General features: G+C 70.3%; 9 protein-coding genes. 4 read left to right on the top strand and 5 right to left on the bottom strand.

Going from position 1 to position 11,994, the window contains the following annotated elements; translation table 11 throughout:
• Nucleotides 1-69: 69 nt before the first annotated feature.
• The 3 genes from O2L52_RS24790 to mscL all read right to left on the bottom strand — a co-directional run bounded on the left by O2L52_RS24790 (nt 70) and on the right by mscL (nt 2,342).
• Nucleotides 70-876: a VOC family protein gene (locus O2L52_RS24790; RefSeq protein ID WP_270118921.1), complete on the bottom strand. Its 807-nt coding sequence runs from the start codon at nt 874-876 to the stop codon at nt 70-72.
• Between the two features lie 88 nt (nt 877-964).
• The gene (locus tag O2L52_RS24785; RefSeq protein ID WP_270118920.1) at nt 965-1,786 is read right to left on the bottom strand and encodes a VOC family protein; all 822 of its coding nucleotides are present in this window, start codon (nt 1,784-1,786) and stop codon (nt 965-967) included.
• Nucleotides 1,787-1,952: 166 nt separating this feature from the next.
• Complete coding sequence (gene mscL, locus O2L52_RS24780; RefSeq protein WP_270118919.1) at nt 1,953-2,342, bottom strand: large conductance mechanosensitive channel protein MscL; 390 nt, start codon at nt 2,340-2,342, stop codon at nt 1,953-1,955.
• Between the two features lie 175 nt (nt 2,343-2,517).
• On the opposite strand from mscL, the gene O2L52_RS24775 reads away from it, so the two are divergent.
• On the top strand, nt 2,518-3,363 hold the full coding sequence (locus tag O2L52_RS24775; protein ID WP_270118918.1) for an aldo/keto reductase: 846 nt from the start codon (nt 2,518-2,520) through the stop codon (nt 3,361-3,363).
• A 49-nt stretch (nt 3,364-3,412) separates the two neighbouring features.
• Here the strand turns inward: O2L52_RS24775 and O2L52_RS24770 are convergent, their stop codons facing one another.
• Both O2L52_RS24770 and O2L52_RS24765 read right to left on the bottom strand, forming a co-directional pair.
• A complete protein-coding gene (locus O2L52_RS24770; protein ID WP_270118917.1) occupies nt 3,413-5,770 on the bottom strand; it encodes a carbohydrate-binding protein in 2,358 nt (785 codons plus the stop codon).
• Nucleotides 5,771-5,785: 15 nt separating this feature from the next.
• The gene (locus O2L52_RS24765) at nt 5,786-6,796 is read right to left on the bottom strand and encodes a LacI family DNA-binding transcriptional regulator (protein ID WP_270118916.1); all 1,011 of its coding nucleotides are present in this window, start codon (nt 6,794-6,796) and stop codon (nt 5,786-5,788) included.
• Nucleotides 6,797-7,320: 524 nt separating this feature from the next.
• Here O2L52_RS24765 and O2L52_RS24760 point away from each other — a divergent pair.
• From O2L52_RS24760 to O2L52_RS24750, 3 genes are all read left to right on the top strand, one after another.
• Complete coding sequence (locus tag O2L52_RS24760) at nt 7,321-8,658, top strand: ammonium transporter (protein ID WP_270118914.1); 1,338 nt, start codon at nt 7,321-7,323, stop codon at nt 8,656-8,658.
• A gap of 263 nt (nt 8,659-8,921) precedes the next feature.
• Nucleotides 8,922-10,463, top strand: a complete 1,542-nt coding sequence (gene ffh / locus O2L52_RS24755) for a signal recognition particle protein (protein WP_270118913.1) — start codon at nt 8,922-8,924, stop codon at nt 10,461-10,463.
• A gap of 416 nt (nt 10,464-10,879) precedes the next feature.
• A complete protein-coding gene (locus O2L52_RS24750; RefSeq protein ID WP_270118911.1) occupies nt 10,880-11,977 on the top strand; it encodes an amidohydrolase family protein in 1,098 nt (365 codons plus the stop codon).
• Nucleotides 11,978-11,994 lie beyond the last annotated feature (17 nt).

Here is an 11,994-nt window from a genome sequence, read left to right as displayed (position 1 = left end):
CCCCCGCAACACAGCACCGCAAGCCCACCGGAACACCGAGAGCTCTACCGGGCCCGATCGTTCAGCCGGTCACTCCCAGGCCCGGAACGATTGAATGCCCACGATCGTGCCGGTCGGGGTCGCGATGCCCGCGATCCGCAGGCCGGGCACGTCCATCGGCTCGGCCGCGACCGAGCCGCCCAGTTCGACCGCCCGCTCGCACATCCGGTCGGCGTCCTCGACGGCGACCATCACGTTCCACTGCGACGGGAGGTCCAGCTCCCAGCCCTCGGCCGCATGGCAGCCGCCGAACTCGCGCTCCTGGCCCGCCGCGCTCACCGCCGCGTACGGCTTCGGGTTCGACGCGTCCTCCCACGGTGGCGTGTTCACGTTCCACCCCAAGAGGTCCGCATAGAACCGCATCGCCTCGGCGGGCACGCCGTCGACGCGGTACTCGACCCACGAGACGCTGTTCGGCTCGCCCCACGCACCGAAGCCCGTACCCGTCTCCTTCGCCTCGACCAGGCCGAACGAGGCGCCGTTCGGGTCGTTCAGCATCGCGAACCGGAGCATGCCGCCCACATCCTGCGGCTCCGCCACGACCGTGCCGCCCAGGCCCCGGGCCTGCTCGGTCGCCGCGTCGCAGTCGGCGACCCGGAACTGCAGGTTCCAGATCCGTGACGGCTCCATCCCCGGCGGGCACGGCATGACGCCCGTGACCGGGCGGCCCGGCCCCGCGGAGCCGTCCGGGATGCCGAAGGTCGTGTAGTGGCCGAAGTCCTCGCCCGCGTCCATCGACGCCCAACCGAACAGTTGCTCATAGAACGGGACGTCAGCGGCGAGATCCGAAGTCAGGGCATCGGACCAGATGGGCGCGCCGATCGGGATCGAGGTCATGGCGGCATGCTCCTTACGCAAGTGCGGAAACCGGCCCCCTCACCGTGCCACGCGCCCCCGACACGCGCAGGGCTTTCCCGCTGCGGCGTCAGTCCAGCTTCTTGCTCTCCATGATCGTGAAATGCGCGCCCGTGGGCGACACCAGCACCGCCATGCGCCCGCCCGGGTCGTCCACGGGCGCCACCGCCACCCGCCCGCCCAGGTCGACCGCCTTCGCGGCCGTCAGGTCCACCGAAGCGGTCCCGAAGCACACCAGCCAGTGCGGCTTCATCCGCATTTCCGGGCCGAGCGCCATCCGCGCCCCGCCGAACTCCACCGCGCCGCCCGTCAGATGCCCGTGCGTCCACAGCCCGACGTACGGCGCGTCGTGCGACGGCTCGTCCTCGCCAGGCGTCTTCACCGACCAGTTCAGCAGCTCCGAGTAGAACTGCATCGCCTCCACCGGCGCCCCGTCGTACACGTACTCGAACCACACCGCCGCGCCCGGCTCGCCGTACGCCGTGAACCCCACATGCTCGTTCATCGGCTCGAACAGGCCGAACGCCCCGCCGTCAGGGTCCTTCAACGCCGCGTACACCAGGTCGTCGCCCACCCGCACCGGATGGCTCACGATCTGCGCGCCCAGCTTCTCCGCCGAAGCCGCCGCCTCGAAGCAGTCCGCCACATGGAACGCGACCCCCCACGCGGACACCGCATCCGGGTCACCCGGCGGGTTCGGCGCGAGGCCCCCCACGGCCCGCGCCACCGACACCGTCGACCCCAGGCACAACTCCGTGTAATGCCCGAACTCCTCCCCGGTGCCGAAGCTCGACCACTTGAACAAGCGCATATAGAAGTCCAGGTCACGAGCCAGATCAGGGGTGTTCGCATCGGCCCAGATCGGGGCCCCGGGCGGGATCTCGGTAGTCATGCGGCAGTCCTCCAACGATCGGTCGGCTCACCCCACCGTCCCACGGGGGTACGACGCAGGCAAGGGCCTCGGGTGCGCACAGACCCGGCGGTTACCCGCCGGTACCGGCCCGGAAACGCCGAGGCCCGCCGACGCGCAGCGCCGACGGGCCGTCACCCGAACCGCACTACCTCCGGCTCTGCTCCCGCAGCAGATCCCGGATCTCCTGCAGCACTTCGATCTCCGCCACGGCGTGCACCTCGTCGACCTCCTCGACCACCGGCGCGAACCGCTCGCGCAGCTTGTTCATCGGCATCACGATCACGAAGTACACCGCGAGCGCCGTCAAGAAGAACACCAGGATGCCGTTCAGGAACACGCCGTACGGGAACACGACCCCGTTCACCGTGAACTCGCCGCCGACCTCGGCCCCGCCAGTGGCCAGCGTGATGAGCGGATTGAGGAACGCCGCGCTGAACGAGGCCACGAGCGCCGTCATCGCCGCACCCATGACCACCGCGACGGCCAGCTCCACCACATTGCCGCGCATCAGAAAATCTTTGAACCCTTTGATCATGCCCAAGAGTCTCGCATCCCCGTGCATCGGAACATCAGTCGCGAAACCCCGTGTCGCCGTGGCGCACGAGACATCACCCGGACGGGAACAATCCGGCCGGCCGAGCGGTTGCACCCGAACGTGGCCGGCCCGACCGGCCGACCCGTACCGAAGCACAGCTTGAAAGGCATTTCCCATGAGCGACATCGTGATCGGCGGCGACCTCCGCGTCGACCGGCTCGGCTACGGCGCGATGCGCCTCTCCGGCGACCCGGGCATCTTCACCCCGCCGAAGGACCGCGCGAGCGCCGTCGCGGTACTGCGCCGCGCCGTCGAACTCGGCGTGAACTTCATCGACACCGCCGACGCCTACGCCCTCGGCGACAACGAGCAGCTCATCGCCGAAGCCCTGCGCCCCTACGCGGACGGCGTCGTCATCGCCACCAAGGGCGGCAACACCCGCCCCGCCCCCGGCGAGTGGATCGCGGTCGGCAACCCCGGCTACATCCGCCAGCAGGTCGAACTCAGCCTGCGCCGCCTCGGCGTCGAGACCATCGACCTCTACCAGATCCACCGCCTCGACCTGAGCCTGCCGATCGCCGACCAGATCGAGACGCTCGCCGAACTCCAGCGCCAGGGCAAGATCCGCCACATCGGCCTCTCCGAGGTCACCGTGGACCAGCTCAAGGAGGCCCAGGCGGTCGCGCCGATCGCGAGCGTCCAGAACCTCTACAACCTCATCAACCGCCAGAGCGAGGCCGTGCTCGACTACACCGCCGAACAGGGCATCGCGTTCATCCCGTGGTTCCCCATCGCCGCGGGCGAGCACGCCGGCCCCGACGGACCGGTCGGCAAGATCGCCGCCGAGATCGGCGCGACCCCGGCCCAGACCGCGCTGGCGTGGCTGCTGCGCCGATCGGACAACATCGTGCCGATTCCGGGTACGAGCTCGATCGCGCACCTGGAGGAGAACGTGGGCGCGCGCGACGTGGTGCTCACGGACGACCAGTACGCGGCCTTGAACGGTCTCGCCTCGGCGTAAACGAGGCGAAGGGCCCGCGCCGTACGGCGCGGGCCTTTTCGCTTGCGCCTCAAGGGTTGAGCGGGGCGATGCGGAAGTGCTCGAACTCGGCGGTCGGGCCGTCGGGGTTGGCGAAGACGATCGTGTTGGGCCCGTCATCGAGGTCGAGGATGACCGGGTAGGTCCAGAAGTCGTTCCAGGTCCAGGTGCCGCGCATGGGGTACCGGCCCGCTTCCTTGCCGTTGACGGTGATGTCGCAGTGCCGCGTCACGACGTCCACATTGTACTCGTGTCCGTCGGCGCGCTCGTCGTTCGCGTAGCTGACGAGCAGCATGTGCGGGCCCTGGACGGCGTCGACCTCGATGGCGGCGGTGGCGCCGCGCCCGTTCCAGCCGATGACGTGCCCGCGGGTCGCGAAGTCGTTGACGACGAGGCAGGAGCCGCCCGTGCGGGCCACCTCGGCGGCGTCGACCTCGACCGGTTCGGGGCCCGAGGCGCAGGTGACGACGACCGGCCCGGCGATCATCTCGGTGCGCAGGCGGTTGACGCCGGCGTGGAGGAACACGGGCCGGGCGAGGTCGACGAGGACGTCCTGGTTCTGCGGTCCGGCGAGGATGCCGGTGTCCGCGCCCTCGATCCGGTGGTAGCCCGCCTCGGCCGCGTACAGGTCGAAGACGAGCCCGCCGCCGTGCACGCGCGCGAACGCGGCGTCGTAGCAGGAGGGGCAGCCGCGCCGCTCGGTCAGCTCGATCTTGTCGAGGGCCACCTCGCCGCGCGCGGTGCCGATCGCGCCGGATTTGGAGAGCTCGACGGTGTTCGCGCCGGCCCGCAGGGTGAGCGGCACGCGCACGATCGAGCGGTGCCCCCAGTTCATGGTGCTCGGGTAGTCGAGGAACCGCTCCGCGCCGTTCACGGTGAGGACCTGCTGCGCCGGTTGAGGTTCGGTGGCCTCGGCGCCGCGCCCGTACGAGTGGGAGTAGAACACCGCGAGGTCGTACTCGCCGGCTTCGGGGACCTCGACCTGGAAGACCACGGCCGAGTCGCTGAGCCCGAGGCCGCACACGTCGTGCTCCCCTGAGGCGGCGAACGCGTTGCCGTCGTCGGTGTGGCCGTGGCGGGTGATCTCGCCGGAGGTGATGTCGGCGGCCTCGGCGTCCCACTGGCCCTTCCACGGCGGCGGTCCGGGCATGGCGGCCTCGCCGGCGGTGACGGTGATCCAGTACGCGGACATCCGGTCGGGCCCGTAGATCGGGATCTCAAGGCGCGCAGGGTCGCTCACGACCTGCGCGACCGGCAGGGGCGGGCCCGCGGCGCCCTCGTACCCGGTCCAGTCGATGCGGTGCACGGTGGCGGTGACGCGCTCGCCCCAGAACGCCGGGTCGAGTCCCGTCGCGACGACGAGGAAGTCCTCGACGGTGCCGCCGGCGAGGATCTGCGCGGTCCGCCGCTCGGCGTCGATGCTCGCGATGCCCTGCAACGTGTCCACAGTGTTCGGATGGGGCGGTTCCACGCGCACCGTCTGGCCGGTCATCCCCGAGTACGCCTTGAGGAACCACCACGCGCCGTTCGGCAGGTTCGGCTGCGGGGCCGCGCCCGAGTAGCCGCCGGCGGCGGTCCAGTAGGCCATGTCCGCGTGGACCTTCGCCTCCTCGAACATCGCCGCCCACTGCACGAGCTGGCCGGGCACGGAGAGGTCGCGGTTGTTCCCGTACTCGTCGATGTTCACCCGCCGCGGCGCGATGCCGAGCGAGCGCTCCAGGCCCCGGTAGGCGGCGTAGTGCCCGCGGAACTCTGCGAGCGAGCGCGGCGAGAGCTCGTGCCAGGTCGTCCACTCCGGGAGGGTCCCGGTGTCGCGGGCGCGCTTGAGGAAGTGCGGCAGGAACTCGGGGTGGTAGTACGACTCGTTGGGCCCGGCGATCGGCACGCCGGGTGCGAGGCCGCGCAGGAGCTGCACGGTGGTGATCCAGTCCGCCAGGAACCGGTCGAACTTCGCGGGGGCGTTCTCCCTGAGCGAGTACCAGATCGAGTCGGGCTCGTTGAACGGCACCCACACGAGCCGCCCGGCGTTCTCGGGCGTGAGCATCGGCGGCACGACCGCGCACAGCCGCTCGTGGTACACGTCGATGCCCACGTCCTCGTAGGGCCACTTGGCGAACAGGTCCTGCAGGTACACGAAGGCCAGGCCGTCGCCGTTGCGGCGCAGCGCGTTCACCACGCTCGAGGCGTCGCCGCCGGGGTGCTGCGCGCCGCCGTCAGGCTTCACCGCGAGGGTGGTGATGTCGAGCGCGTCCAGCAGCTCGTCGCCGGGCACGCCGTCCTCCGAGACGCCGTACAGCGACCCGGCCGCGCCGTGCAGCACCGGTCCGGTCGGGGCGGCGAAGTCCGCGGTGAGGCGGGCCGCCCCCTGAGGGAGGGGGGTGAGGGCCATTGCCGGGCCTTTCGCTCAGGATCGGGGGCGGGGCGGACCCGAGGTCTCTCGGACGATGAGCTCGGGTTCGGGCCAGCTCGGCTTCGGCCGCGGGTTCGCGCCGTCGACGCGGTGGCGCAGCAGCTCGAAGGCGCCGCGGCCCACGCTCTCGAAGTCCTGGTTCACGGTGGTCAGCGCAGGGGTGGTGTACGCCGAGAACGGCGTGTTGTCGAAGCCCACGATGGAGAGGTCGCCCGGGACCGAGCGCCCGGCGAGGTGCGCGGCGCGCATGGTCGCGAGCGCGAGGTTGTCGTTGCCGCAGAGGATCGCGGTCACCGAGGGGTCGGCGACGAGCGGCTGCACGGCCTTGAACGCCTCGGCGATGGTCCACCCGGACGGGACCGGGTCCGGTACCTCGCGCCCGGCGTCGCGCAGCACCCGCGCCCAGCCGTCGGCGCGGTGGGCCTTGCCGCCGCCGAAGGTCCCGGTGGAGGTGGGGATAGCCAGGTGGTGCACCGTTTCGTGGCCGAGGTCGAGGAGGTACTTGGTGGCCTCGGCGGCGGCCTTGCCGTCGTCCATGCCCACGAGCCAGGGAGAGGCGGCGAGCTCTTCGGCGGTGTAGGGGCCGATCGCGACCATCGCCTGCGGCTGAGTGTCGAGCAGGACCTGCTTGGCCCGCATGCCCGGTTCGTCGTGGGCCATGATGATCGTCGGCTCGCCGGCGCGGGGGAGGCGCGCGACGATGTCGGCGTCCGAGTGGGTGTCGGCGGGGTCGAGCACGGAGATCTGGACGCTCCAGTCGAGCGACCTGGCGGCCTTCTCGATACCGCGGAGGGCCGCTTCGGGCCCGTAGAGGGAGGTGTCGGCGGTCAGCACGGTGACGGACTCGACCGCGCCGCCCGCGAGGCTTCGGGCCAGCCGGTTGGGCCGGTAGCCCAGCTCGGCGATGGCCTCCAGGACCTTGTCCCGCGTGGCCGCGGCGACCCGCGGCGATCCGTTGACGACGCGGGAGACGGTCTGGTGGGAGACCCCTGCCAGTCTCGCCACATCCCAGATACTGGCTGCCTTCTTCGGTTGCGCCATCGCTATTGGTCTCTTTCTCATTCGTCGCAGGCCGTCCCAGGGGACCGGGCCGTCCCGGTCCCAGTGTGGCCGCAGTCCCATACGACGATACGCCGAGTGATGTTAACGCTCACTTCGGTTATGCATCAAGAATAGTAGAGCACAGTTCCGTAACGGAGGGGTCATGCCGAGGTAACGGTTCCGAAGGGTCCCGCAAACACCCCAAACGGCACAACCGACGCTCCCGCTCCTCCGGTAGCGCTTGCAGAGCGGCTTGTGAGGCGGAGTTCACACACTCGAAATCTTTGGCGACAACTTCTTAACACGCAGGCCCGGGTCGCGTAACACGTCTTCGTGAAGCTGGCTTCACTCCGGTAGGTAGGAGCATCACGCGCCGGTCGGCTCGTCCGGCCGGCGCGTGACACCTATCCCGAGCACCGTCGCTCCCCTCACGCCGGAACAGCCTTAATGCCCGCAGTAACTCACGTACCTCCTGAGAGGAGGCGGCCATGCCCGAGCTCGACACCGGCAGCAATGCCTGGATCTTGACCTCCGCCGCCCTTGTTCTGCTCATGACCCCCGGTCTGGCCCTGTTCTACGGCGGTCTCACCCGGGCCTCGAGCGTCCTCAACATGATGATGAAGTGCCTGGTCGCGATCGGCGTCGTGTCCATCGCCTGGGTCCTCGTCGGCGAGTCGATCGCGATCGGCAGCACCGACCCCGAGAACCTGAGCGCCGACAACAACGCGTTCTTCGGCGACCTGAGCAGCTCGTTCGGCCTGGATTACGTCAAGGACCTCGCCGGTGTCACCGGCGGCGTCTCCAACGGCGCCCTGTCGGCGTTCGGCATGATGTTCGCCATCATCACCGTCGCCCTGATCGCCGGTGCCGTCGCCGACCGCATGAAGTTCTTCTCCTGGGTCATCTTCGCGACCGTCTGGGTCGTCGTGGTCTACGCTCCCGTCGCCTTCTGGGTCTGGGGCGGCGGCTGGATCGAGGACTGGGGCGTGCTCGACTTCGCCGGCGGTTCCGCGGTCCACGCCAACGCCGGTGCCGCGGGCCTCGCCCTCGCACTGGTCGTCGGCCGCCGCATCGGCTGGAAGGACGGCAACTTCGCGCCGCACAACCTGCCGCTCGTCGTCATCGGCACCGGGCTCCTCTGGTTCGGCTGGTTCGGCTTCAACGCCGGCTCCGCCTTCGCCTCCAACGGCACCGCGGGCCTCGCCCTGCTGAACACGCAGGTCGCCACCGCCGCCGCCATCCTCGCCTGGCTCATCGTCGACCGCATCCGTGGCATCAAGCCCTCGGTGCTCGGCGCCTGCTCCGGCGTCATCGCCGGCCTGGTCGCCATCACCCCGGCCGCCGGGTACGTCGCCCCGATCGGCGCGATCGCCATCGGCGCCATCGCCGGCGTCATCTGCCCCTTCGCCATCGGCCTCAAGCACAAGCTCGGCTACGACGACGCGCTCGACGTGGTCGGCCTGCACATGGTCGCCGGCATCTGGGGCTCGATCTCCGTGGGCCTGTTCGCCATCTCCGAGGTCACCGTGATCGCCGGGGTCTACGACGAGGGCGTCGACGGCCTCTTCTACGGCGGCGACATCAGCTTCGTGGGCAAGCAGGCCGCCGCGGTCCTCGCCGTGGTCGCCTTCTCCTTCGTCGCCTCGCTCATCATCGCCCTCGTCCTGAAGTTCACCGTCGGGGTGCGCATCAGCGAGGAAGAGGAGCTGGCGGGCATCGACGCCGGTCAGCACGGCGAGGCCGGCTACGACCTCCCGGTCAACGGCAACACCGGGACGGGCGTGCCCGAGACCAACGCCGACACCGCCGAGAAGGTCAACGTGTAACACGACCTCGCGTCGCGTTCGCAATACGACTTCACGTCACCGCACTCTTGGCGAAGCTTGCGAGCCATAAATGTGCACAGATATGGAACGGCCGCCCTCCCCCCGGGGGCGGCCGTTCCGCTTTCCCGGGGAACGTCACGCCCGGGCGGGCATCACCGGGCGGCGGCCGCGCCGCCACCCCCGTTAAGCTCGTAGGGGTCCTGCGCGCCGGCCTGGCGCCCGCCCGCAGGCACATTCGCACCGCACCACCGAGAGGTTCGCCCGTGTTCGACGCTCTGTCAGATCGACTGTCCGGGATCTTCGAGTCGATCCGCGGCAAAGGCCGCCTGACCGATGCCGACATCGACGCCACCGCCCGCGAGATCCGCCTCGCCCTGCTCGAGGCCGACGTCGCCCTCCCGGTGGTGAAGACCTTCATCAACCAGATCAAGGAGCGGTGCAAGGGCGCCGAGGTCTCCAAGGCCCTCAACCCCGCCCAGCAGATCATCAAGGTCGTCAACGAGGAGCTCATCGCGATCCTCGGCGGCGAGACGCGCCGCCTCAACTACGCGAAGCAGGCGCCCACCGTCATCATGCTCGCGGGCCTCCAGGGCGCGGGCAAGACCACGCTCGCCGGGAAGCTCGCCAAGTGGCTCAAGGGCGACGAGCACTCTCCGCTCCTGGTCGCCGCGGACCTCCAGCGCCCCAACGCGGTCGGGCAGCTGCAGGTGCTCGCCGAACGCGCCGGCGTGGCCGTCTACGCGCCCGAGCCCGGCTCCGGCGTCGGCGACCCCGTCAAGGTCGCCACGGACTCGATCGAGGAGGCCCGCCGCAAGGGCCACGACGTGGTCATCGTCGACACCGCCGGCCGCCTCGGCATCGACGAGGAGATGATGCAGCAGGCCCGCGAGATCCGGGCCGCCGTCAACCCCGACGAGGTCCTCTTCGTCATCGACGCCATGATCGGCCAGGACGCGGTCAACACTGCCGAGGCCTTCCGCGACGGCGTCGGCATCACCGGCGTCGTCCTCTCCAAGCTCGACGGCGACGCCCGCGGCGGCGCCGCGCTCTCCGTGCGGCACGTGACCGGCCAGCCGATCATGTTCGCCTCCACCGGTGAGAAGCTCGAGGACTTCGACGTCTTCCACCCCGACCGGATGGCCTCGCGGATCCTCGGCATGGGCGACATGCTGACCCTCATCGAGCAGGCCGAGGCCGTGTTCGAGGAGGACCAGAAGGAGGAGATGACCCAGAAGCTCCTCAAGGGCGAGGACTTCACGCTCGAGGACTTCCTGGAGCAGATGCAGGCCATCCGCAAGATGGGCCCGATCGGCAACGTGCTCAAGATGATGCCGGGCATGGGCCAGATGAAGCAGCAGATCGACGCCATCGACGACAAGCAGATCGACCGCACCTCCGCGATCATCCGCTCCATGACCCCGGCCGAGCGCCGCGACTCCGCGCTCATCAACGGCTCGCGCCGCCTGCGCATCGCCAACGGCTCCGGCGTCACGGTCTCCGAGGTCAACCAGCTCCTGTCGCGGTTCAAGGACGCGCAGAAGATGATGCGCGGCATGACCGGCGCGATGGGCCTGGGCGGGGGCACCAAGGCCACCAAGTCGCCGTACAACAAGCGCAAGGGCAAGAAGGCCAAGAAGAAGCCCGTGGTCCGCCGCGGCGGCCAGGCGCAGAACGCGGCCCCGCAGCTCCCCGCCGGGATGCAGCTGCCCCCCGGCATGCCGGACCTCTCGCAATTCAACGCCGGCGACCTGCCCGACATCGACTTCGAGCAGTTCCTCAAGGACCAGAACAAGAAGAACAAGTAAGCGACCAACCCGGTCGGCGACCGGGAACCGCAGGCCGGGCCGCGCGCAGCGCAGCCCGGCCTCGCGTGTTCTGCGCCACAGCGATCGCGGAGCAAGCGCGATCTTGTCGGACCGGGCGCGGAGAGTGGCAGGAGGACTTACCCACCCTGGGTGGGAGAACCCTGCCGCCAGCCAGTGCCACCCGCGGCGATCGCGCCCCATTCGGCCAGCTGCGGCTTCCAGTTGATGAACAGGTCCGCGGGCGCAGCGGGTCCCCCTCGGATCGAGCCGCGCCGCCGCCTGTGCCCGCATCGCACGGCCCGAGGCCGCGTCGAGCCCCTCTCCACGCCACCGCCTGTACTCTCCCGAAGCCGCTTCCCGCCGCTTCGCGCGCCCCCGTTGCGACTCCTCCTCCGCTCGGGCGATACTGCGAGGCGATGAACGCACTCGCACCGCTTGAGCCGCTCCACCTCCGCGTCGTCTGGCTCCCGGACGACACCGTCCGCGACGTGTACGTGGACGGCGACCGGATCTCCTTCGCGCCCGTGCCCGGCGCGCGCACCGTCGCCACCGCCGGATTCGCCCTTCCCGGGCTCGTGGACGCCCACTGCCACATCGGCATTCGCCGCGGCCCCAGGGCCATCGAGAGCGTCGAGGAGGCCCGCACGCTCGCGCACACCGACCGCGACGCGGGCGTCCTCGCCATCCGCGACGCCGGTTCCCCTTACCCCTACCCCGAACTGGTGGGGGAGGACGGCATGCCGCGCCTCATCCGCGCCGGGCACCACATCGCCGCCTCCCGCCGCTACCTGCGCGGCATCGGCCTCGAATGCGAGCCCCACGAGGCCGTCGCCGCCCTCGCCCGCCAGGCGAAACTCGGCGACGGCTGGGTCAAGCTCGTCGGCGACTGGATCGACCGAGGCAAGGGCGACCTCGCGCCGTCCTTCGAACCGGAGATCCTCACCGCCGCAATCCATGCCGCCCAAGCCGAAGGCGCGAAAGTCGCGGTCCACACCTTCTCCGAAGAGGCCGTCGCCTGCGTCGTCGAAGCGGGCGCCGACTCCATCGAGCACGGCACCGGTCTCGCCACCGACCTCCTCGACCGCATGGCCGCGCGCGGCATCGCCCTGGTGCCCACCATGATCAACATCGAGACGTTCGACGACATCGCCGCCGGGGCCGACGCCAAGTTCCCCCGCTACGCCGACCACATGCGACGACTCAAGCGGAACTTCCCCGAGGTCGTGCGCGCCGCTTGGGAAGCGGGCGTGCCCGTCTACCTGGGCACCGACGCGGGCGGCGGCATCGACCACGGCCTCGCCGCCGAGGAGATGCGCCTGCTCCACGAGCGGGCCGGCATCCCGGCCGCAGACGTGCTCGCCGCCGCGTCCTGGCGTGCCCGCGAATGGCTCGGCATCCCCGCGGACCTGGGCGACCTCGTCGTCTACGAGCGCGACCCGCGGGCCGATATCGCCGCCGTACGGGAGCCCTCGCTCGTCGTCCTGCGCGGCCGGCTCCTCAAGGCCCCCAAGTAAAACGCGGTGACCTGCAC

The organism is Glycomyces algeriensis, from assembly GCF_027622855.1.
GTDB classification, from domain to species: domain Bacteria; phylum Actinomycetota; class Actinomycetes; order Mycobacteriales; family Micromonosporaceae; genus Glycomyces; species Glycomyces algeriensis.
Note: the sequence above shows the minus strand (reverse complement) of the source record. Positions and strands in the feature narration are given on the sequence as shown.

What these genes read in the sequence shown, in the direction of transcription:
- O2L52_RS24775 (WP_270118918.1), top strand. Translation starts at nt 2,518, where the DNA reads ATGAGCGACATCGTGATCGGCGGCGACCTCCGCGTCGACCGGCTCGGC.
- O2L52_RS24750 (WP_270118911.1), top strand. Translation starts at nt 10,880, where the DNA reads ATGAACGCACTCGCACCGCTTGAGCCGCTCCACCTCCGCGTCGTCTGG.
- O2L52_RS24770 (WP_270118917.1), bottom strand. Translation starts at nt 5,770, where the DNA reads ATGGCCCTCACCCCCCTCCCTCAGGGGGCGGCCCGCCTCACCGCGGAC.
- O2L52_RS24790 (WP_270118921.1), bottom strand. Translation starts at nt 876, where the DNA reads ATGACCTCGATCCCGATCGGCGCGCCCATCTGGTCCGATGCCCTGACT.
- O2L52_RS24760 (WP_270118914.1), top strand. Translation starts at nt 7,321, where the DNA reads ATGCCCGAGCTCGACACCGGCAGCAATGCCTGGATCTTGACCTCCGCC.
- mscL (WP_270118919.1), bottom strand. Translation starts at nt 2,342, where the DNA reads ATGATCAAAGGGTTCAAAGATTTTCTGATGCGCGGCAATGTGGTGGAG.
- O2L52_RS24785 (WP_270118920.1), bottom strand. Translation starts at nt 1,786, where the DNA reads ATGACTACCGAGATCCCGCCCGGGGCCCCGATCTGGGCCGATGCGAAC.